The 20,936-nt window shown below is 47.2% G+C and carries 20 protein-coding genes; 6 read left to right on the top strand and 14 right to left on the bottom strand.

Translation table 11 applies throughout. The features are described 5' to 3' along the window. Nucleotides 1-216: 216 nt before the first annotated feature. Nucleotides 217-1,800, top strand: a complete 1,584-nt coding sequence (locus FMS18_RS08055) for a hypothetical protein (RefSeq protein ID WP_163293252.1) — start codon at nt 217-219, stop codon at nt 1,798-1,800. Nucleotides 1,801-1,877: 77 nt separating this feature from the next. On the opposite strand, the gene purU is transcribed toward FMS18_RS08055, so the two are convergent. Further along, nucleotides 1,878-2,747 (bottom strand): formyltetrahydrofolate deformylase, encoded by an 870-nt coding sequence (purU, locus tag FMS18_RS08050; RefSeq protein WP_163293250.1) that lies wholly within the window; start codon nt 2,745-2,747, stop codon nt 1,878-1,880. A gap of 260 nt (nt 2,748-3,007) precedes the next feature. On the opposite strand from purU, the gene FMS18_RS08045 reads away from it, so the two are divergent. Continuing rightward, the gene (locus tag FMS18_RS08045; RefSeq protein WP_163293248.1) at nt 3,008-3,664 is read left to right on the top strand and encodes a trimeric intracellular cation channel family protein; all 657 of its coding nucleotides are present in this window, start codon (nt 3,008-3,010) and stop codon (nt 3,662-3,664) included. 126 nt (nt 3,665-3,790) lie between these two features. Further along, a complete protein-coding gene (locus tag FMS18_RS08040; protein WP_163293246.1) occupies nt 3,791-4,258 on the top strand; it encodes a pyridoxamine 5'-phosphate oxidase family protein in 468 nt (155 codons plus the stop codon). An 88-nt stretch (nt 4,259-4,346) separates the two neighbouring features. Here the strand turns inward: FMS18_RS08040 and FMS18_RS08035 are convergent, their stop codons facing one another. The 9 genes from FMS18_RS08035 to FMS18_RS07995 form a co-directional block, all read right to left on the bottom strand. Further along, complete coding sequence (locus tag FMS18_RS08035) at nt 4,347-4,751, bottom strand: hypothetical protein (RefSeq protein WP_163293244.1); 405 nt, start codon at nt 4,749-4,751, stop codon at nt 4,347-4,349. Between the two features lie 157 nt (nt 4,752-4,908). Beyond that, on the bottom strand, nt 4,909-5,643 hold the full coding sequence (locus tag FMS18_RS08030; RefSeq protein WP_163293242.1) for an ABC transporter ATP-binding protein: 735 nt from the start codon (nt 5,641-5,643) through the stop codon (nt 4,909-4,911). Next, nucleotides 5,643-6,410, bottom strand: a complete 768-nt coding sequence (locus FMS18_RS08025; RefSeq protein ID WP_163293239.1) for an ABC transporter ATP-binding protein — start codon at nt 6,408-6,410, stop codon at nt 5,643-5,645. Before FMS18_RS08025 ends, FMS18_RS08030 begins: the two co-directional genes overlap by 1 nt. 26 nt (nt 6,411-6,436) lie before the next feature. Continuing rightward, entirely contained in the window at nt 6,437-7,513 is a 1,077-nt protein-coding gene (locus FMS18_RS08020) for a branched-chain amino acid ABC transporter permease (protein WP_163293237.1), read from the bottom strand. A gap of 15 nt (nt 7,514-7,528) precedes the next feature. Continuing rightward, a complete protein-coding gene (locus FMS18_RS08015; RefSeq protein ID WP_163293235.1) occupies nt 7,529-8,437 on the bottom strand; it encodes a branched-chain amino acid ABC transporter permease in 909 nt (302 codons plus the stop codon). A 51-nt stretch (nt 8,438-8,488) separates the two neighbouring features. Continuing rightward, complete coding sequence (locus FMS18_RS08010; RefSeq protein WP_163293233.1) at nt 8,489-9,670, bottom strand: ABC transporter substrate-binding protein; 1,182 nt, start codon at nt 9,668-9,670, stop codon at nt 8,489-8,491. Nucleotides 9,671-9,862: 192 nt separating this feature from the next. Then, nucleotides 9,863-11,929: a methyl-accepting chemotaxis protein gene (locus FMS18_RS08005; protein ID WP_163293231.1), complete on the bottom strand. Its 2,067-nt coding sequence runs from the start codon at nt 11,927-11,929 to the stop codon at nt 9,863-9,865. A gap of 137 nt (nt 11,930-12,066) precedes the next feature. Further along, nucleotides 12,067-12,384 carry a hypothetical protein gene (locus tag FMS18_RS08000; protein WP_163293229.1) on the bottom strand — a complete coding sequence of 106 codons (318 nt, stop codon included), beginning with the start codon at nt 12,382-12,384 and terminating at the stop codon, nt 12,067-12,069. 16 nt (nt 12,385-12,400) lie between these two features. Beyond that, nucleotides 12,401-14,011, bottom strand: coding sequence for an aminotransferase class I/II-fold pyridoxal phosphate-dependent enzyme (locus tag FMS18_RS07995; RefSeq protein ID WP_163293227.1), 1,611 nt, complete (start codon nt 14,009-14,011; stop codon nt 12,401-12,403). Nucleotides 14,012-14,330: 319 nt separating this feature from the next. On the opposite strand from FMS18_RS07995, the gene FMS18_RS07990 reads away from it, so the two are divergent. Further along, nucleotides 14,331-14,804, top strand: a complete 474-nt coding sequence (locus FMS18_RS07990; RefSeq protein ID WP_136673927.1) for a ferritin family protein — start codon at nt 14,331-14,333, stop codon at nt 14,802-14,804. Between the two features lie 78 nt (nt 14,805-14,882). On the opposite strand, the gene FMS18_RS07985 is transcribed toward FMS18_RS07990, so the two are convergent. The 4 genes from FMS18_RS07985 to hslV form a co-directional block, all read right to left on the bottom strand. Further along, complete coding sequence (locus FMS18_RS07985) at nt 14,883-16,469, bottom strand: flagellar hook protein FlgE (protein ID WP_163293225.1); 1,587 nt, start codon at nt 16,467-16,469, stop codon at nt 14,883-14,885. Nucleotides 16,470-16,725: 256 nt separating this feature from the next. Then, complete coding sequence (locus tag FMS18_RS07980) at nt 16,726-17,472, bottom strand: lipopolysaccharide assembly protein LapB (RefSeq protein ID WP_163293223.1); 747 nt, start codon at nt 17,470-17,472, stop codon at nt 16,726-16,728. Nucleotides 17,473-17,656: 184 nt separating this feature from the next. Next, nucleotides 17,657-19,033: an ATP-dependent protease ATPase subunit HslU gene (hslU, locus tag FMS18_RS07975; protein ID WP_163293221.1), complete on the bottom strand. Its 1,377-nt coding sequence runs from the start codon at nt 19,031-19,033 to the stop codon at nt 17,657-17,659. A gap of 17 nt (nt 19,034-19,050) precedes the next feature. Further along, a complete protein-coding gene (hslV, locus tag FMS18_RS07970) occupies nt 19,051-19,590 on the bottom strand; it encodes an ATP-dependent protease subunit HslV (RefSeq protein ID WP_136673931.1) in 540 nt (179 codons plus the stop codon). Nucleotides 19,591-19,841: 251 nt separating this feature from the next. On the opposite strand from hslV, the gene FMS18_RS07965 reads away from it, so the two are divergent. Then, nucleotides 19,842-20,231, top strand: coding sequence for a hypothetical protein (locus FMS18_RS07965; RefSeq protein ID WP_163293219.1), 390 nt, complete (start codon nt 19,842-19,844; stop codon nt 20,229-20,231). Continuing rightward, entirely contained in the window at nt 20,207-20,917 is a 711-nt protein-coding gene (locus tag FMS18_RS07960) for a hypothetical protein (protein ID WP_163293218.1), read from the top strand. Before FMS18_RS07965 ends, FMS18_RS07960 begins: the two co-directional genes overlap by 25 nt. Nucleotides 20,918-20,936 lie beyond the last annotated feature (19 nt).

Below are 20,936 nucleotides of genomic sequence, written 5' to 3'. Positions count from 1 at the left end.
CGTCAATATTTTATTTGTTTATCTGATTTTAGCAAGAAAAGTACCATTATTTTCAGTCGGTTCTTTTTATATGAATGATTTTCAGTAGCGCAATGGCTGTTTTGCTCAGTGCGTAACAGGAGCGTGTTAGGGCTTATAATTCTAAACTCCTTGACTATTGTGGCTGAATTGAGACATTTTCATGCAAATAATTAAGAAATTGTGGATGGAGTGTTCATGAGTGAAGTGTCCCAGGAAAACGCGCAAATTCCTGATAAAGATAAGCGGATTGATTTCTACCTGAAAGTTCTGGCTCGCCTTAAGGAGCGCAGTACCCTGCGTGAGGTTCTTGAGCGTGAGGTGTTCCTTGAATTTATCAAGTACAATAACAACCGCATTAATGAATTCCCCCTGCTGGAAAAACAGCAGAGCGGAATTATCGCCCTGTTGTGTCACCGCTCCATCGATCTGCCTGCGCATGAATTCATCAAGAAAATTTTAAGTGAATTCATCCTGATGATCGGCCGTTTCAGCAAGCTCAAAGACGGCAAGGATAAGGATGCCCTGGACAGCATTCGTTCCCGGTTGATTAATGCCGAAACTCTGCTGATCAAGACTGTTCAGGGGGTAGTTTACGCATCCTGTCTTATCTCCGATAATTTTGAAGAAGTTACCCTGCGGCATCTTGGTGAGCCTGCCCTCAAAAAATATAATGCCTTGCTTGAGCAATATGAGCTGGATAAAAATTTCTGGCAGGCCCTGATCGAGCAGTTTATCACTCAGGATGTTGAATCTTCACTTACCGACATCATTACAAATGAGCGTTATGCTCTGACCCGGGATAAGAATTATGTTATCCTGCGTTTTCCTTTTGATGATGTTACCAAACGTTTTTCTACTGAGATACCCGCCATTGATAAAACCCGTATCCAGACGGCATTTGAACAGGTCGGGGCTGACGAGGAGTCCGCTGAGACCCTGAAGATGACCTATAATTCCCTGTTGGAGAGCGGGGTTCTTGTTCATGGGGATGAACCGGTAAGCAACGATGTTGTTGAGCGTATTGCCCGTATCGTCTGTATCGATCCTGCTACCACCAAGTTCAAACAGGATTATGACAATGCCATGGAGGCCCTGCGCGAGACAGCCTACTCTGCGGACAGTGCTGAGAAAGAAGCTGAAATGGCTCGGAAGATGCAGTTTTCGCAGGATCAGATCGGGGCTTGCGCCATCGGGGTCAGTATCACTCTTGATATTGTTGTGAGGGAATTTCTGCTCGGCTTGAAAAATTTTACCCAGCGTGATGAGAAAGTACTTACCGTTTATCTGCGTATGTTCGGGGTGGAGGCTTTAGACAGACTTTTTATATATCTTACCGAGGTGAAGTTTTCTGCTTTGTTGAAGAAGAAGATGCAGGGCGAGGAAAGCAAGATGCAGTTGCGGGTGCTTAAGCGTAGGCGTGCATCGACCAAGGAAGTGCAAGCTTTACATGAAATCGGTATGACCCGCATCCGTATGGCCAGATTGTGGCTCAAGGATTCTTCAAATGAAAATTGGCTGACCTTCAAGCAAACTACTGCCAAAGAGCTGGTCAAGGAAATGCAGTTGCTGGCTCTTGAAAAAGAATTGGCTACAGCAATTTTGAGGTTGTTTGAAAAGGGCAATTTCAAGATTGAATTTCTTGTATTCATCAGTTTGCAGGCTGTTGCCAAGGCCACTAAGGATGTGCGCGGTAAGCTAAATGATCTGTTTATGCGTTTCGGCATCGGCGAGCAGAGTGATGAGCAGCTGGCCAAAAAATTGTCGGCTCCGGCAAAGTAGAAAAGATATTTTATTCACTAAAAAAGCTCTCCTCGCATTCAGCAAGGAGAGCTTTTTTAGCTTTTATTCAAATAATACTAAATAAATACGACAGTCTTGTTGCCGTCTACCAGCACTCTTTCGGTGAGGTGCCACCTTACGGCCCTGCTGAGCACCTGACGTTCAATGTCACGACCGAGCACCTTGAGTTCCTCATAGTCGTGACGGTGGGAAACACGGATAACATCCTGTTCGATGATCGGACCCTGATCCAGTTCCTCGGTAACGTAGTGTGCGGTTGCTCCGATGAGCTTAACTCCGCGTTCCCCGGCCCTGCGGTAGGGGTCGGCTCCCACAAATGCAGGAAGAAAGGAGTGGTGGATGTTGATGATTCTGCTCGGGTAGGCATCGATCAGCTTGGGGGTCAGGATCTGCATGTAGCGGGCGAGGATAACCAGATCGGCATTGCCTTTCATTAGCTCGAGGATCTTATCTTCAGAAGCCTCTTTGTTGCCTTTTTCTACCGGGACGTGGTGGAAAGGCACTCCGAAGGATTCAACAGCTTCGCGCAGGTCTTCGTGGTTGCTGATGACCATGGTGATCTCAGTATGGAGCTCGTCGCGCTTGGCTCTCCAGAGCAGATCCATAAGTGCATGGTCGAATTTTGAGACGAGGATAGCTGTTTTCTTCTTGATCCATGCCGGATTAATATTCCAATCCATGTCAAATTTATTAGCAACATTGTCGGCGAATTCCTGTCTGAACTCTTCAAGGTTGCTCTCAATTCCATTCATATGAAATTTCATTCTGAGGAAAAAACGTCCGCCCACCGGGTCGCTTGAATGCTGGTCGGAATGGATAATGTTTGCATTCTTTGAAAAAAGGAAGCCGGAAACCGCAGAAACGATACCGGGTCTGTCTTTACAGGATACAGTCAAATATGCTGTGGATGCTCTTGATGATGTCATTGTTTATCTCGATAAAATATAAAATTTGTTCCAAAAAAGGGAATTCTTTTAACAACTCAATCCATGGCAGGCAAGCCAAAGCAGCAGCTCTGAAGATTTGGTTATGGTTGTGGTTTTAAGAATAATAATTATAATTTTCGAAAGTAGGAAAAATTATCTTTACAATTGTCTAATCTGAAATTATTCAGGCTCGATTTTCGTTTTAATAAAAAACGAATGTTTAGAAAATAAATGCAGCCGGTCTGCTTTCGAGGTCGAATATGAGTGTTTTGAACGGAGAAGTGGTTTATTCCGCTATCCACGGATTTATGTATTTCGGGGACATTGTTTTTGCGGTCAGCGGCGCGCTGGCTGCGGGCAGGCGCAGAATGGATATTGTGGGTTATGTGCTGATCGGGACTATTACCGGCCTTGGGGGCGGGTCCCTGCGTGATGTGCTGCTGGACCATCCCGTCTGGTGGACCCATGAGCCTGTAGAACTTTATCTCTGTATTATGGCTACCTTATTTACCTATTTCTGCCGTTTGGAGATCAAGGACCGTTATAAGGCCACCTCATGGTTTGATGCTCTTGGCTTAAGTGCTTTTGCCGTTACCGGGAGTTCTGTGGCATTTTTACAATCTCAGGTTCCATGGACAGTGGCTGTATTCATGGGAGTTATGACCGCCACCGGGGGCGGGGTTATCCGTGATTTATTGACCGGGAACCGGCCTATGATTCTTTGCGGGGAGCTTTATGCAGTGGCTGCGCTGGCCGGGGCATTTGTAAACGTAGGTATGATGAAACTGCATGTGCAGCCCGAAGTTGCCATGGCTGCCGGGTTTATGGCTACTCTGGTTCTGCGCGGCGCGGCTATTGTCTTTGATATCCGGCTTGGCCCTCCCGGTGAATTTGTGCGTGTGGGTGGTAGGAATTAGTTGATACGCTAGTGCCGATAGCTTGGCTCATCACTGTCATTATGAAAAAGATTTGAACTATCTCTTTATGTTGGGCGGTTTCTGAAGTATTTTCAGGGTATATTTTAGACAACGGAGAGATAAATCATGTTCAAAGAGATTCAGAACACTAAAAAGATTTTGCCAGAGGGGTCTGTTAAAGAAATTTTGCAGGCCGGGGAAGAGGGCGTATTGGCGACAATAGGTGAGGACGGTTATCCTTATGCGACCCCGCTTAATTACGTTTACCATAACGGAGCCATCTATTTTCATTGCGCTTTGACCGGGCATAAGCTCGATAACATCGCGTTTAATCCCAATGTTTCTTTTTGTGTCTATGTTGATACAGAATTGCTGCCTTCTAAATTCAGCATAAAATTCAAGTCGGTTATTGCGTTCGGTAAGGCCGAAAAAGTTTCCGGAGATGAGAAGAAAGAAGCTTTGCTGGCGTTGATACACAGGCTTTCCCCGGATCATATTCCTGCAGGCGAGAAGTATATAAAAAATGATGCGGACAAGGCCGTGGTTATCAAAATTAATATTGAACATGCCACGGCTAAAGGGCGCACGAATTAATATCTAACTGATATAAATTGTAAAACGGCTGGGTTGACGAAAAGTCAAACCAGCCGTTTTTTTGTTTGTATGGTGTGTTGGTCAGTTTTTAGCGGCAAATGTATGTTGCCTTAATTTCCCCTCCGGAAAATGTAGCTGTGCTTCGCACTGTCCACTGTTTATTGCTGAAAGTAGCGTCAGATATCATGCGCATGCTGAAGCCGGCTTCACTAAGCGTTGAATCTTCATGGTAACGACCGCCGCTCATTCTGTATGTGTCGCATTCAGCGAGTCCGGGCCCTTCGCATACTTTGTAACTTCCGTCGCTGTTTTTGGTTATTTGCATAGGATATGTTCCGGGGAACATGGACGAATAGCCCTGAGCCAGTCCTTTCAATTCAAGATTCTGGCGTGAGCAGGTATAAGTGCCGGAGTAATCTTCAGCTTGGGCAAAACAGGTAAAACCAAGGACCATTACGATGCAAAGAGCTAAAATTGTGATTTGTCTAAACATACTTTTTCCTTAATTGTAGGTTGAAGGCTTATGATTTTCTTCTGTCAGCTGGCAATGGAACTGATTATGGTGCGCAATGCCTAGTTACTGAATAGCAGGAGATGTCAATGTTTAAAAGTAAAATAAAAAAACACCCATATGGTATTTAACTCTTTTGTCAGCCCCCTAAATATGCCTTTTTAACTTCTGGATCATCCATAAGTTGCGCAGATGATCCTTGAGCTACTATTTCCCCGGTGTCGAGTACATAGCCGCGATGGGCGAATTTGAGCGCGAGGTTTGCATTCTGCTCAATCAGAAGGATGGTTAACCCCTGTTCGTTCAGCTCCTTGAGGGTGCGGAACATGTCGTACATGAGCAGCGGTGCCAGTCCCATGGAAGGTTCATCGAGCATGATGAAATTGCACTTGGACATGAGCGCGCGGCCTACGGCCAGCATCTGTTGTTCGCCTCCTGATAAGGATTCGCTGCGTTGCTTGCGGCGTTCGGCAAGACGCGGGAAAAGTCCGAACACGCGGTCATAGTCACCATGAATGTCTTTGACGGAATCCTTGCGGGCATAGGTTGCAAGCTTGAGGTTTTCTTCCACAGTAAGGTTGCCGAAAATATGGCGTCCTTCCGGGACAAGGGCCAAGTGCAGGTCCGAAATGACTTTGTGCGGCGGCATGTCGAGAATGGAATTTCCTTCCCAGCAGATATCACCGGAGGCGACCTTGGGTGCTTCCGGCGGAGGCAACCGGCTGATGGAGAGTAGTGTGGTGGTTTTGCCCGCACCGTTGGCACCGATGAGGGTGACGATTTCACCTTCGTTTACATTGAATGAGATCCCGTGCAGGGCTTCGATGTTACCGTATTTTACGCGGAGATCTTTGATTTCAAGTAGAGTAGTCATCAGATTGAATCATCTCCCAGATAAGCTTTGATAACAGTCTCGCTGGACTGGATATCTTCAGGGGTTCCTTCGGCGATGGTGGCACCGAAATCAATACATTTAATCCACTGGCACAAACTCATAACCACTTTCATCTGGTGTTCGATCATGAGGATGGTGATGTCGAATTCATCATGAATCCATCTGATGAGCTTGATCAGTCCTTCAACGTCCGAGGAATTTAGACCTGCTGCGGGTTCATCAAGCAGCAGCAGCTTGGGCTGAATGGACATGGCCCGGGCGATTTCAACCCGCCGCTGCAAACCGTAGGGCAGGTTGGTGGGCAATTCTTCGGCGTATTCTTTCAGGTCCATGAATTCGAGCAACTCGGTGGAGATGCGATCAATTTCCTTTTCCCTGAGATAGTAATTTTTCGAGCGCAAGACGGCATCGAAAAAGCCGTAACCCATGCGGTAATGCTGGGCAATGCGGATGTTGTCCATCACGGTCATGTCGTGCCAGAGCCGGATGTTCTGGAATGTGCGGGCCACGCCAAGTGCGGTTACTTTATGCGGTTTGAGTCCGCGTGTGGGAGTTCCGCCGAAGGAGATGGTCCCTTCAGTTGGTTGATAAAAACCTGAAATAAGATTGAAAATGGTGGTTTTGCCCGCACCGTTTGGCCCGATCAGCCCGGTGAGGGAACCTTCTTCAAGTTCGATATTGAAATCGGATACGGCCTGTAAGCCTCCGAATCTTTGTGAGAGTCCGTCTATGCTTAAGAGTGACATTTTATCTCCTTATCTCGCGGTGGTGGCTACTTGAATTTGTAGAATTTTTTAAGCCGCGGGAACAGGTCGGGCAGCTCCTTGTTGCCCATGATTCCTTCGGGTCTGAACTGCATGAGCAGGATCAGGGTCAGCGGGATGAGCACCCATTTCCAGACCTGACTGAGATGGTAACTGTCCGGGAGCAGGTTCAGGAAATGCAGTCCGGTATCGATTGCCGGGATGATGAAACGCAGCATTTCAAGCATTAAGGTGAAAAAAATCGCGGAGAGGATTGATCCGCCCAGTGATCCCATGCCGCCGAGGTAGACCATTACAAGGCATTCAGTTGATTTCATAATGTTGAAAGACTGCGGGTTGACGTAACCGAGAACATGGGCGAAGAGCGCGCCCGCTACCCCGGCAAGGCCGGAGGAAAGCATAAAGGCGGCCATTTTCATTTTATTGGTATCCACACTCATGATTTCGGCCGCGACTTCATCCTGACAGATAGACATGATGCCTTTGCCGTATGTGGACGAGACAAAGCGGCGAATGATCCAGATGCTGGCAAATGTTCCGAGGATAACCCAGATCATCATCCAAGGGATGTCGATCACATCTTCCATGGCGTTGAGTACCCGTTTCATGCCCATGAATCCGCGTGGACCGCCGATGATGTCCATATTTTCAATGGCTGAAATGACCATGTAGTTGGCGGCAATGGTAATGATCGCCAGATAGTCGCCCCTTGTTTTGAAGGAGGGGATAGCTACGATGAGTCCGGCTACAGCGGAAACAAGGCCTGCAATAATTATTATGATGGGAAATCCCAGCGGTGCCATCTCCGGGGGCAGGATGGGGGCACCGAATATCTTGTCCTGAGCAAAAAACATTACACTCAGAACGGAAGACACATAGGCTCCGATACACATGAAACCGGCATGTCCGCAGGAAAATTCGCCCATGTATCCGTTAACCACGTTCAGGCTGGAGGAGAGGATGATGTTGATACCGATGAACATGATTACCGACTGGATATAGAGATCCAGCGCGCCGAACTGGGAAAAGGCCACGACAATGGCGGCCATTGCCCATATTCCGATATTAAAACTGTACTTCTGCATTATGTAGATTCCGTCTTAAATCTTGGTTGTCTTGGCAACGCCGAATAATCCGGTGGGCTTAATCCACAGGATGACCAGCAGGATGGAAAAGGCGAAAAGGTCGCGGAAAGTGGAGGGGAATAGGGCAACAACCCCGACTTCGATGAAGCCGAGCAGGAAGCCGCCGATAAAGGCCCCGCGAATGTCTCCGATGCCGCCCACAACCGCTGCGATAAAAGCTTTCCAGCCGATAAGTGCGCCCATGTACGGTTCAAGGATGGGGTAGGACATGGCAAAAAGAAGACCTGCCAGTCCGGCCATACCGGAGCCGAGTACAAAGGTGAACACGATCACATTATCGATAGGAATTCCCATGAGCGGAATTGCGAACTTGTCGTAGGAAATACCGCGCATGGCCATGCCGATTTTGGTTTTGGTGACGATGAATTGCAGGAGCAAAAAAACGGTAATAGCAGCGAAAATAACAATAATTTTAAGGTTGGTAACGGATACGTTACCAAAAGTGTAAATTACTTTATCGAGCAGTTCAGGAAATTTTTTACGGCTGGCACCCAGCAGGGCGAGGTTACCGTTTTCCAGAATCAAACCGCACATAAGAGCAGTGATGACCACGTAAAGCCGATGTGCTCCCTTTCTTCTTAAGGGGCGGTAGGCGATGCGTTCAAGTGTTACCCCGACTCCGGCGGTGAGGATCATGGTCAGCGGAACGGTCAAAGCCAAAACCATCCATGGAGCAAAATCCAGAAAGCCGAGCAGCGCGGTTGCCACGAAAAATGCAATGTAGGCCCCGACCATAAATATATCGCCATGGGCGAAATTGATCAGGAGCAGGACCCCGTAAACAAGGGTGTAGCCCAGCGCAATGAGTGCATAAAAGCTGCCCCATTGCAGTCCATTAAGCAGGTTCTGGATGAGGATATCCACTTTTCTCTCCCAGTCGGCGGGACTGAATCCCGCCGACTGTTTTTGATAGGATTAGGGGCAGACGGATTCGGCAAACACGAAATTCCCGTTTTCGTCGATGCGTACAACAACTGCGCATTTGATGGGATCGCCCTGACTGTCGAACTTCATGGAACCGGTGATACCTGCGAATTCCTTTATGGAACTGAGGGCGTCACGAATAGATTTACGTTCGGTTTTCAGGTCTGAGCTATAGGAGCCTGCGTCCTTGATGGCTTGGAGTACGAGGCGGGTCGCGTCCCAGGTGAGCGCGGCAACGTCGTCAGGAGTTTCGCCGTACTTTGCCTCGTAGCGGTCGATAAATTCTTTGGTTGCACCCTTGGCACCTGCTGCGGCGTAGTGGGTGGAGAAGAACTGGCCTTTGCAATCATCCCCGCAAAGTTTCATCAGTTCTGCGGAACCCCATGCATCAGAGCCCATGAAGGGACCTTTGTAGCCGAGGTCGCGGGCCTGCTTAACAATAAGGGCAACCTGATTGTAGTTGTCGGGAACAAAGATGAAATCAGGATTGGAGTTGATTATCTTGGTCAGCTGGGCGGAGAAGTCCTGATCCTTGGTTCCGTGGGATTCAAAGGCCACAATGGATTTCTTGCCGTTTTTCTTTTCAAATACTTCTTTAAAAATTTCAGCAAGACCTTTGGAGTAGTCGTTGGAAATGTCAAAGAGGACCGCAGAAGTCTTGGCTTTGAACTGCTTGGTGGCGAAGTTCACAGCAACAGGCCCCTGAAAGGGATCGAGGAATGCCGCACGGAAAACCCAGGGGCGGTTTTTGGTAGTGTCCGGGTTGGTTGACCATGGAGAGACCATGGGAGTGCGGTTATCGTTGCAGGTGCCACCTGCGGGAACAGCCTGCTTGGAGGAGTTGGGGCCGATGATGGCGACTACGCCGTCCTGTTCAATCAGCTTGAGAGCTACGTTCACAGCTGATTCAGCCTTGGATTCGTTATCTTCATAAAAGAACTCAAGAGGTATTTTTTTGCCGCCGACTTCAAGGCCGCCCTGCTCATTAATATCAGCAAGGAGCATTTCCGCAGCGTTTTTGGAGGCTTCGCCCACTTTAGGAATGTCTCCGGTCAGGGGGATGTTGAAACCTATCTTGATCTTTTCTTCCTCTTTGGAGCAGCCGCTGACAATGATCAGGGCCAGCCCGAGTACCATGAGGGCCAGAAGTGACCTGATAATCATTTTTTTCATTCTCTACCTCCTGAGATGTTTATTAGGGATATGCTTGAGTCTTTAGAGATAGTTGAAAATAGCGTAAAATAAGGGTTTTCAAAAGGTTTTTTTTAAAAAGGGTGATGAAGAATTATTGCGCAAAAAGATAGGCCCTCCTGATGAAATCCGTCAGGAGGGCCTTGATATTTTACGTATGGAGAAGTGAAGGAGCTAGAGCTTGAATCTGTCCATCATATCTTTAAGGGAGCGGGCCTGCTGGTCGAGATCTTTGACAGCTTCTTCAAGTTGGCGCGAGCTTTCAAGGTTCTGTTCCCCAGCCTGTTTGATGGAGCCGAGGGCTACTGCAACCTGATCAAGCCCGGCCAGCTGTTCCTGACTTGAAGCAGCGATCTGGGCTGATGACTGGGCCGACTGGTTGATGACCGTACTCAGGTTGAGGATGGCTTCTCCGGTCTGGGAGGAAAGGTTTGCGCCTGTTTCCACTGCCTTACCGCCCTGTTCGGTGATCATAACTGCGGAGCTTGTGGCTTTCTGGATGTCTGCGAGAATGGACTGAATCTGGGCTACGGATTGTTTGGACTGGTCGGAGAGGTTTCTGATCTCTCTTGCTACCACAGTGAATCCGCGTCCTTCTTCGCCGGCTTTGGATGCTTCAATGGAAGCGTTCACGGCCAGAATATTGGACTGGTCGGCCAAATCATTCACTACATATATAATATCGCCGATGTGCTGGGATTGCTCGGACAGTTTTACGATGGACTGGGCAATGGTGTCCATCTGGGTGCGGATATCCTTCATTCCTGAAGAAGCGTCTTCCGCAGCCCTTTTGCCCTGCTGGGAAGTGGAAACCGCTTTGCGGGCCACGTCTGCCACCTGCCTTGATTTCTCATTGGAGAGGTGGGCTGTCTGTTTTACTTCTTCGACTGTCGCATTTGTTTCAGCTACCGCGCTGGCTGTTTCCGCTGCACTGGCTGTCAGTTCCGCGGAAGCTGCTGAAATCTGGCTCAGTGAAGAGGAGAGGGTACGTACTGTTTCGTGAATTTGCTGGTTGTCACCTTTCAGGGTTTCGACCATGGTCGCCAGGGCTTTGCCGATGGTGTCGTTTTCAGAGCGGGGTTTTGCTTCCACGGTGAGGTCGGAGTTGGCCACTCTTTCCATGGCTCCGGCCATATGATTGAGCGACTCGGTCATTTTGTTGAAGGCCCGGGCCAGTGAACCGAGTTCGTCCTGACGGTCGGTTCCTTTGATTTCTTTGCTCATATCGCCTTCGGCAATACGGTAGGCTGCTTCAACAACCTTGCGCAGGGGCAGGGTGATGTTGCGTCCTACGATTACAACGGCAGCAACTCCAAGGAAAAAGGCGATGATCCCGAAAATGTATGTGTTTAATATGGCGCGGTCATTACGGGCCTGCAAGGAGGGACCTAGTTTTTCCTGATCTGAAATGATTGATGATTTTGCCTGTTCAATCAGGGTAGTCATCTTGGGCCCCATGATATCCAGTTCCGTATTAAGCAGTTTGTCTCGGGTTGCAGTCTGTGAAAACAGTTCGTTCAGGCTTCGTGTGTAGGCTGCTTTTGCTTCTTTAATTTCCTTAAGTAGAATCAGGTTTTGACCCGTTAAAAGAGAGCTGAGCTGAGTAAGCTCGGCATTAACTTCATTCATCTCGGCGAGAGCTCTTTCTTTATGGGGGGCTGAGCTTTTGTCAATAAATTTAGTTGTATATAGTCTTCCTAGTACGAGGTGGCGTACACCTTTGGCACAATGATAAAGGGCGGGAGCGTTCTTTGTTGATTTACCCAGGTTGTTGATTATGTGTTCGAAATTTTGTTCCATGAGGTCCCCGGCAGGAACCAGTATGGTGTACGCTTGGATGTCTCTTTCTTTCTGGGCTTTGGCTACTTGGGCAAAGGTGGTGTTGTAGTCGTTAAAAAGAATTTTAATTTCTTTAATGATGTTGATGCGGTTTTCTGAAACAAGTTCATTTTTTGCTTTGTCAATCAGCGGAAATATGGCTTTTGCATTTTCAGAATATTTGCGGCTGTACTTACTGTCGCCAGTGATAATGTAGTCTTTGACGTGGGTACGGCCTTGCAGAATACCGGCTTGAATTTTACCGATCAGGTTTGAATCTTTGGCAAAGTCGCGATAGTCGGTGAATCCGGTGGAGGATTTTTGCAGAGCCAGCATTGATTCCATGCTCACAATCCCAAAAAGGATGAAAACAACAATAAAGCTAGAGAATATTTTTTGTCCGACGGTAAACCTTTTCAGCATGGCGCAAAAAATCCTTTGGTTTGTTTGGCGATTAATCAGAGGCAGTGTTTCTTTCGATAGAAACACTGCCTGTATTTTGATTAGCTATTACGCCAGAGAGTCCTGACTTGCAAGGTGCACGGGAATTGAACCGGGCACTATTCGTAATTTGAATTACAGAATTCGTTGCATTTACCTTCTACGTTTCTGACGAGTTGCAGACAATCCTGCTGGTCAGCGCGCAGGCCGATTTTCATACGTACACTTTCGCAGCTCATACGGCATTCTTTGGCTGATTTGTATGGAGCGAGCATGATTTCGGAATATTTTGCACACACCGCGTCCTGAGTGTCGCAGAATTCTTCAGTGGAAAGTGACCGGCAGTAGGAGCTTACATCCTGCATGCTGGTGGGGTGACCGGAACATCCTGCCAGTAAAAGGAGCAGTAAGCTGCTTAAAAATAATTTTTTCAGCATTGATTTCTCCAAAGTTTTATAAAATGTTTTTCAGGGCTGCTAAAAACATGCGGTTACGGGAGTTGTTACCGATGGATACGGTAAGCAGGTCCGGGAGGCCGAAGTCAGCCAATGCTCTCAGCTTAAAACCGTGCTCGAGCATTTTTCCATGAAGTTCCTTTGCCGGCATGGGTGAACTGAACATGATGAAGTTGCTCTGGCTGGGATAGACAGTGCAGCCCAGTTCTTCCAGTCCCTTCTGGACGCGTTCCCTGCCCCTGATGATCAGGGCTATGGTGGAATAGTAGAACTCGCTGTGGTTGAGTGCTGCGAGTCCTGCGCCTACGTTCAGGGGACTGATGGGAGTCGGAAGTCTGGATTCTTCGAATTGTTGCGCTTTTTCACGGCTCATGAGCGCGTATCCTAGACGCACTCCCCTGAGCCCGAAAGACCATGAAAAACTGCGCAGGATAACAAGGTTGGGAGCTTTTTCCAGAAAATTAACCATGGAGTAATCATCTTCGGGCCATGAAAATTCAACAGACCTTTCATCCACTATGAGCAGGGTCCGTTCCGGCAGCAGATTGCACATGGTGGCCAGCTCTTCAGCCGGAAGTCCATAGCCGGAAGGAACATCAGGGTTGGTGATGATTACTGCGGCGGTGTTCTCGTTGGCTGTTGTTACCAGCTGGTCCAGCGGCGGTGTAAAATTTCGCCCTCTGGGTAACCGCAGAAGTTCTACCCCGCAAAGAGCTGCAACACTGCTGTATTCGGGCATGCCGTGTTCATAGCTGAGGACATGGTCACTACCGGGCATGGCGGATAAACGCAGGGCCAGATCAAGGATTTCAACCGCTCCTCCTGCCATGAGTACGCATTCTTCCGGCACATCGTGGCGTTTCGCAAGACCGAACTTAAGGCTGTCTGTGGAGCCGTTTTCAAAAGCGCAGCAATTGTTGGCCATGTTGACGATGGCGTTGGAGACAGCTTTTGAAACCCCCAACGGATTGGCATTGCTGGCAAGGTCCATATCTTTTTTTATTCCGTATTTTTTACGGAATGCAGCAGGACTGAGCTTTGTGTCTGACTTGGCTGTTGCGGCTGGCTCTTCGGTATGCTGCTTTTCTTGTGCGGGAACATTCTCTGTTTTGGCTACAGGTTCCGGCTTCGGAGCAGGCTTTGGTTGGGGGGCTGGTTCGGGCTCCGCAACTGGTTGTGCTGCTTTTTGAGGTTTGCTTGATTTCGGAGCAGGTGCTGATTCGGGTTTGGAGTACATCTCAAGGGGCAGGGTGATAATGCGGATATCGTAGCCTTCGCTCAGAGTTGCGTTGCTGACGATTTCATTAAGTTTATCAAATGAATCGATAATGATGTTCAGCAGATCGTTGCTGAGTTCAATTTCATTTTTAAAGACCTGATCAAGTACTTGGCCAATTTTACCGGCAATTGTACTGATGTTGGTCAGCTCCAGCAGTGAAGCACTTTCTTTCAGGGAAACCAGTATCCCGTAAACCTGCGCAACCGAAGCAGGTGATGGGGAGGTCATTTTTTCCATTTCTATCAGCACATTTTCAATCTGGTCCAGTTTGTCCAGCGATTGTTCCACAAAATGTTGCAGTGCTACGTCTTCTTGCAAATCATCAGTCATTCTTTCTCCCCTTGGGCAAATGTATTTATATGTAGGTTGTTTTCAAGAAACTTTATTTACGTAAACCATAGCTTGTCGGTTAAAGTATATTTGTGCAATTTTTTAAAGAAGAAATCCATTATCTTTTTATATAATTGAATGGAAAAAATGGCAAAGGTTGATCCTTAAAAATATAACCTAATACGGTTGCGCTTTTGGAAACTCTGGTTAATATTAATAATCAATGACCATCTGTTTGCAGAGATTAGGCTGATTTGTCCAAGATAAATCATGATAAATCGATTTCCACAGGAAGTTTTTTAATTAACGAGGTGTACATATGGTTACCTTTTTCAGTGCCAATGAAGTGGCAGAACTTGCAATGCGTATTGAGCAGAAAGGGCAGGCGTTTTATCTGCTGGCCGCAGATGAGGCAAAAGATCCCGCTGCAAAGGAATTTTTTGAATTTTTTGCAGAAGAAGAATCCCGGCATGAGCTTTTTTTCAGGGATATGCGTGATCGCATCGGTTCCATCGAAATTCCTCCGGGAAGCGACTATGAAGAATATACCCAGTATGTAATGGCACTTGTGGATTCCCACGATGTGTTTAATTTTGATTACACTGCGGCATTTAAGGATGAGGATTTCAATTTTGAGCAGGCTGTGCGCGCTGCTATGCGTTTTGAGAAGGACACCATCCTTCTTTTTACCGAGTTGAAAAGAATGGTTCCCGACACTGAACGTAAGTTTGTTGAAGAATGCATTGACGAAGAGCGTAAACATTTGCGCATGCTGGCTGAGAAACTCAGCTAGTTCGCAATGTAAAGACATGAAGAAGCCCCTTTCAGCTTGCTGGAAGGGGCTTTGTCTTTTGTTATTTAACCTTTTGGATTACTTCTTGATTCCAAGTGCAGTGTTGATCAGCGAATCTGTGGTGGTTATTCCCTTGGAGTTGGCCTGAAAACCGCGCTGGGTCAGGATCATGTAGGCAAATTCTTCCGCCAGATCGACGTTTGATGTTTCAAGGCTACTACTTACCACTGAACCGAGTCCTTCTTTACGGGCGACACCTTGAATAGCCTCACCGGAATCCTGCGTGGCGGAGAAGTAGTTGGAGCCTTCCCTGCGCAGGCCGTACTCATTTTTAAAATTGTACAGGTTGACCTGGTAAAGATCCGTACTCATCCCGTTGGAAAACAGGGCACTCATGATACCATCGGAATTGAAGGCCACGTTCTGGAGGTAACCTTCTCCGAATCCGTCCTGAGACTGGCTGATTGTTGAGGATGAACCATAGTAATCAGTGGTGGCAAGGGCATTAATCTTCCCGTCGTTCATACCCGGAAGAGATGCTGCGTTGCTGCCGACGTCAGCTGCGGTCATACCTGTGGTAGTCCATGTGTCTGTGCCGGAAGTTATTCCCATATCAACAGAGATGGTTTGGGCAGTTGCCGTTCCATTTGCTCCCGAGAGGGTAACATTAAAGGTAGGTGCTCCATTGCTGTTCAGTGAAGCCTGCTCCCAGTTGCTGAGGTCCTTGCCGTCAGTTGATCCGGCGGCGAGGGTGAAGGCACTCTGATTGAGCAGGGTTCCGTCCCCGGAAAAAGTAAGTGTCCCGGCCATGACCAGTCCTGCGCCGGAAGTGCCGTTCAGCGAACCGGCATCGCTACCCGGAGGTACGGTCACAACATATTCCCAGTGTCTTTTGTCGGAACTGTCGCCATCATTTACGACCTTGTCGTAGTATACCACCAGATCGTGCTTGTTTCCGTTATCGTCGTAAATTTGTATGGAGCTGTTGTATTCATATTTATCAGCGGTGAGCGGCGTATCGCTTGTACCGTCCCATTCGCTGAGCAGAGAAAAGAACGGGGACTCCGCGTTTTCGCTGTTGTCCACAGCCCCGGAGTCAAGGTTGGTGCGCATATTCACTGAATCAGTGCCCTTGGGGTCTGACTTTACAACCATGACCTTTTTGCCTGTGGCATCAGTCTCTTCCTTCATGGGCAGGACTATGTTCTGCGATGCTGTGCCGATATTGCCATCCGCATCTATTTTGTAACCTTGAAGAACGTTGTTATGGGTATCCACCAGTTGGCCGCTTTTATCAAAATGGAAACTGCCTGCGCGGGTGTAGTGACTGGTTCCTGATGCTGCTTCGGCCACACGGAAAAATCCCTGTCCGCCGATAGCAAGATCAGTACTGGAATTAGTGCTCTCGAAAGCACCTTCCTTGAAATTTATTCTGGTGCTCGCAACCCTTGTTCCCAGCCCGATCTGTCCGGCGGTATTGCTGCCCCCGGATACGATTCCGGAGTTGGCTTTGGCCGAACTATAGCTGCCAAGTGTTTCAAGAAATGTGTCGCCGCTCTTGTAGGCAGTTGTATTGACGTTGGCAAGGTTGGCACCGATCTGCTGTAGCAGTGTTCCGTGTGCCTTCACGCCCGTCGCGGCTGTGTACATTGAGCTGAAACCCATGAGTAAACTCCTTAGATAGGTGCGGCATTTATATTTGTGACTCCGCCTGCACCTGTTTAACCTGTGGCCCGGAATAAAAATCCGGTCACCTGTACTTAAGCAAGGGGCGTGCCTAAAGTTTGTATTAAGCAATATCAAGGGTTTGTTAGCTGACAGTGTGTTCAGAAGAGGAAAAAAAGTCCTTCTTAATATTGAATTAAGAAGGACTCTGGCTATCGATAAAGCTCGACTTATTGCTATGAATTGGAAATTTGGATCAGCCGGAAATTTTTTTACTCAGGTAATTCTTAAGTTTCTTTGCGGGGTTTGAGTCAGGATTGATTTCCAGACATTTCTCAGCGTTTTTAAGAGCCTCTTTGAGATCGTTTTTTTCATACAAGCAGCGGGCTATATTGAAATAAAGGTTCTCGTCATCATTGGTTAACCCCACCGCTCTGGAATAAAAATTAACAGCCTTGTCAAACATCTTGTTTTTACGCAGGGATATGCCGAAATCATTAAATAGATGTTTGTGCTCGCTTTCAAATGCGGCATCAAGATCAATCAATCTGCTGAAAATGTCTGTGGCTTTCTCAGCTTCATTGCGGTCAAGGTAGCATAGGCCTATGCCGAAGTTGGCTCTGATGTTTTCTTCATCAATATTAAGGGCCTTGCCGTATTCCATCTCAGCTGTGAAAGTGTTGCCCTCTTTGCGCTGACGGTCGGCCTTGGCAAGGGATTTGTTCAGTTTTTGGATGGCTGGAAATACTGTGGATGTATATAGCTCAACCTCCGGGGTAAATGATTCCAGCAGTTCTTCCTTGCTGATAATCTGTTCTTCCCCGGTGGGAACGTTGTTTTCATTGAGTACGCGTAAGCCGACTTCCCCATTGTCCTTTTCCTCTGCAAAGTACAGGAAAGACTGGATGACTTTTCTTTTGGTCGTTCCGGTCCCGATTTCCTGTATTAGCTTAGTGGAAAAAGTGCCCTTTATTTTGGGCAGGGGAGTTTTGCTTTTAGTCATGCTTTTAGCTGTAATTGGGGTGTTACTATGTGTTAGAATATATTAGTTAAATTGTATTGGCCTGAAGTGCCTTGGACATATAGCACATATCCGCCCGGCCCTCAATTTTAAAAAACAGTAAAAAAGCGGGACAATGTTACAATTGTCCCGCTTTAATGTTGATTATATCCAGATATAATAGCTGTTACAAAATATAACGTGAGAGATCTCTGTCTTCTGTTACATCTTGCAGTTGTTCCTGAACATATTCTTTGTCAATAACAATTGAATCACCGGAACGGTCAGGAGCTTCAAAGGAAAGGTCGGAGAGAATCTTTTCCATGATGGTGTAAAGTCTTCTGGCTCCGATATTTTCAGTTTCCTCATTGAATTTCTGGGCATTGAAGGCCACTTCTTCAAGGGCTTCGCGGCTGAAGTCGATGTTCAGGTTTTCTGTTTCCAGCAGGGCCTTGTACTGAACTGTCAGGGCGTTCTGCGGTTCGGTAAGGATGCGGTAGAAGTCGTCTTTATCAAGGGAGGTCAGTTCCACACGCAGGGGGAAACGGCCTTGAAGCTCGGGGATCAGGTCCGAGGGTTTGGCGTAGCTGAATGCACCTGCGGAGATGAACAGAATGTGGTCGGTCTTAACCATGCCGTATTTGGTGTTGACCACGCAGCCTTCAACCACGGGCAGCAGATCGCGCTGTACGCCTTCGCGGGAAACATTGGCAGAGCCGCCGCCTTCCTTGTTTCCGGCAACTTTGTCAATTTCATCAAGGAAGAGGATACCGCCCTGTTCAACTCGTTCACGGGCCAGTTCTGCCACGTTGTCCATATCGATGAGCTTGTCGGATTCCTGCTGGATGAGGATTTCGTAAGCTTCGCGAATGTTGACCTTGCGTGTTTTAGTTTTGTTGGGAAACATCTTGCCGATCATGTCATTGACCTGCATGCCCATGTCTTCCATACCGGGCATGGACATGATTTCCACGCCGCCGCCCTGTACAGAAACTTCGATTTCCACTTCACGCTCGTCGAGCTTGCCTTCGCGCCACATTTTGCGGAATTTCTCACGGGTGGAGGACTGGTCCGCTGTGGGCTGTTCCTGCTGCTGTTCTTCCGGCGCGGCAGGATTGAAGAATCCCATTCCGGGCTGTTTGGGCTTGGAGGAGGGCAGCAGGATGTCGAGCAGGGCATCTTCTGCGTGCTTTTCTGCCTTGACTTTGACCTTCTCCATTTCTTCTTTGCGTACAAGGCTGATGCCGATCTCCATCAGGTCGCGGACCATGGATTCAACATCGCGGCCCACATAACCAACCTCGGTAAATTTGGTGGCTTCGACTTTGAAGAAAGGACATTTGGCAAGCTTAGCCAGACGGCGGGCGATTTCAGTTTTACCAACGCCGGTAGGCCCCATCATGATGATGTTTTTGGGTGCGATTTCGTCGCGCAGTTCCGGCGGAAGCTGCTGACGGCGCCAGCGGTTACGCATGGCAATGGCGACCATCCGTTTGGCATCGGACTGGCCGATGATAAATTTATCCAGTTCAGAAACGATTTCTCTAGGTGTAAGATTGCTCATTTTCAGGCTCGCGACTTTTATTTTTCAAGGGTTTTGAGAACAAAGTGGTCATTGGTATAAACGCAGATTTCACTGGCTATTTCCATGGATTTCTGCGCGATCTCCGCAGCAGGCATCTCAGTGTTGCGCATGAGCGCACGGGCTGCGGAAAGAGCGTAGGAACCGCCGGAACCGATAGCTGCAACACCATCGTCAGGTTCGATAACATCGCCGTTACCGCTGATGATGAGGATGTGCTCGGCGTCAGCAACCATGATCATGGCTTCCAGTTTGCGCAGGAATTTATCTGTACGCCAGTCAGTTGCCATTTCAACGGCGGAACGAACAAGGTTGCCGGAGTAGGTTTTGAGTTTCTTTTCAAAGCGTTCAAAAAGGGTAAATGCATCAGCGGTTGCCCCGGCGAATCCGGCGATAACCTGATCATTGTAAAGGGTACGGACTTTGACCGCGGAATGTTTCATCACCACAGCCTGTCCCATAGTGACCTGACCGTCACCGATCATGGCAGTGCCTTTATCGTCCTTAACGGCCAGAATGGTTGTTCCTCTCATTTCCATATTTATCTCCTGATTCATCTATTTCAATATGACGGATTGAGTTCAATTTGTTTATGAATTCAATAATTACGCCGTGGGATATTCATTGATAGCGGCGTGAAATTTTGCGTTACCAGAACATAATACTTGTGGGGGGGATGGCAAGGGGGGATGGGGAGGTTCTTGTCTGTTGGTGATATTTACTGTTATCTATAAACCCGTTTGTGGATTTAGCCATGCGGTATGAGTTCTTGTTTTAGGAGTGAAAGGTAGTGAAAAAGAAGATTGAAAAAGAATTGATTAATAGCCTTGAACATTACATCGCGAGCATCGCTAGTCAGGTTCTTTCCGAGAAAGAGCTTTCATTGTTTGATGGGGGATTAAATGGTGCGTTGGCTATAATGAGTAGAAATCTTGAGGCTAAAACTCCTCCTCGTCCTCATGTCGTTATTTTCTCAAATGCGATAAAAGACCAACTTAGGAATGTAAAAGATGAAGTTCTTCTGGATAAATTTAATTTGTTAGTTAAGTTTTTAAGGTGTGGAAATAGCCAGTTAAATGACTCATCCTTACCTGTAGCTGAACGTTTATCACGAGGAATACACTTGGGTATATTGATAGAAATGGGAAGTTTATATTGGATTTTATGGCATCAGGATTAGGGGTAAGGCACTACCATATAGGATATAATAAAATAACTAATGATAATCTTGTGTTTGTATTGTTTCAAGGAAATGAAGCGCATTTACTTACTTTAGGAAAACATACTGATCTTTATGTTGAATCTCCAGAGTGTAAAGTATTCGAGGTCCTTATTGATGAATATTCTGATTGGGCCAATAGATGGTGTCCTGTTGCAAAAGGGGTTACGGGATTATCAAGACCAGTAGGGACTGTGCAAGATTTTAAAGCGTTGAAAGTTGCAGGATGCACCACAATGTTTCAAGATAAAAATGGTGATGTGCGTATGGTTATTAATTGCAATTCTGTCTCGCGTACTCCGTACCACACCTTTTGTTTGTCCTCTGGTATTATTCAAGAAGTCCTTAATACTTATAAATTATCACGTGAATATAAGGAGAAAAAGATAGCAAAATTGATTTCGATGGAATTTGTAGGTCAGGATCCAATGCTTATCTTTAAAATTGTTGACTCAGGAATTAATTATTTATGTATAAAAGCGAAGTCCGAGACAGCCACTGGCAGAGTGTTATCTATGGTTAAAGATTTTGCGTATCTTAATACTATTGACTGGCCTAAGGCTTATGATGAGGTTATTAAGTTAAGTAGCAGTAGTAGAAATAAAAAGAAGATAGCGCAGCATAAAAAAAATCTCCCTCCCGCATAATGCGAGAGGGAGATTTTTT

Source organism: Desulfovibrio sp. JC022, assembly GCF_010470665.1.
In the GTDB taxonomy this organism is placed as follows: domain Bacteria; phylum Desulfobacterota; class Desulfovibrionia; order Desulfovibrionales; family Desulfovibrionaceae; genus Maridesulfovibrio.
The sequence above is the reverse complement of the archived record's forward strand: the minus strand, read 5'-3'. Positions and strand labels throughout refer to the sequence as shown.

Excerpts from the sequence above, each read along its gene's own strand:
- FMS18_RS08055 (WP_163293252.1), top strand. The coding sequence starts at position 217 with ATGAGTGAAGTGTCCCAGGAAAACGCGCAAATTCCTGATAAAGATAAG.
- purU (WP_163293250.1), bottom strand. The coding sequence starts at position 2,747 with ATGACATCATCAAGAGCATCCACAGCATATTTGACTGTATCCTGTAAA.
- FMS18_RS08045 (WP_163293248.1), top strand. The coding sequence starts at position 3,008 with ATGAGTGTTTTGAACGGAGAAGTGGTTTATTCCGCTATCCACGGATTT.
- FMS18_RS08040 (WP_163293246.1), top strand. The coding sequence starts at position 3,791 with ATGTTCAAAGAGATTCAGAACACTAAAAAGATTTTGCCAGAGGGGTCT.
- FMS18_RS08035 (WP_163293244.1), bottom strand. The coding sequence starts at position 4,751 with ATGTTTAGACAAATCACAATTTTAGCTCTTTGCATCGTAATGGTCCTT.
- FMS18_RS08030 (WP_163293242.1), bottom strand. The coding sequence starts at position 5,643 with ATGACTACTCTACTTGAAATCAAAGATCTCCGCGTAAAATACGGTAAC.
- FMS18_RS08025 (WP_163293239.1), bottom strand. The coding sequence starts at position 6,410 with ATGTCACTCTTAAGCATAGACGGACTCTCACAAAGATTCGGAGGCTTA.
- FMS18_RS08020 (WP_163293237.1), bottom strand. The coding sequence starts at position 7,513 with ATGCAGAAGTACAGTTTTAATATCGGAATATGGGCAATGGCCGCCATT.
- FMS18_RS08010 (WP_163293233.1), bottom strand. The coding sequence starts at position 9,670 with ATGAAAAAAATGATTATCAGGTCACTTCTGGCCCTCATGGTACTCGGG.
- FMS18_RS08005 (WP_163293231.1), bottom strand. The coding sequence starts at position 11,929 with ATGCTGAAAAGGTTTACCGTCGGACAAAAAATATTCTCTAGCTTTATT.
- FMS18_RS08000 (WP_163293229.1), bottom strand. The coding sequence starts at position 12,384 with ATGCTGAAAAAATTATTTTTAAGCAGCTTACTGCTCCTTTTACTGGCA.
- FMS18_RS07995 (WP_163293227.1), bottom strand. The coding sequence starts at position 14,011 with ATGACTGATGATTTGCAAGAAGACGTAGCACTGCAACATTTTGTGGAA.
- FMS18_RS07990 (WP_136673927.1), top strand. The coding sequence starts at position 14,331 with ATGGTTACCTTTTTCAGTGCCAATGAAGTGGCAGAACTTGCAATGCGT.
- FMS18_RS07985 (WP_163293225.1), bottom strand. The coding sequence starts at position 16,469 with ATGGGTTTCAGCTCAATGTACACAGCCGCGACGGGCGTGAAGGCACAC.
- FMS18_RS07980 (WP_163293223.1), bottom strand. The coding sequence starts at position 17,472 with ATGACTAAAAGCAAAACTCCCCTGCCCAAAATAAAGGGCACTTTTTCC.
- hslU (WP_163293221.1), bottom strand. The coding sequence starts at position 19,033 with ATGAGCAATCTTACACCTAGAGAAATCGTTTCTGAACTGGATAAATTT.
- hslV (WP_136673931.1), bottom strand. The coding sequence starts at position 19,590 with ATGGAAATGAGAGGAACAACCATTCTGGCCGTTAAGGACGATAAAGGC.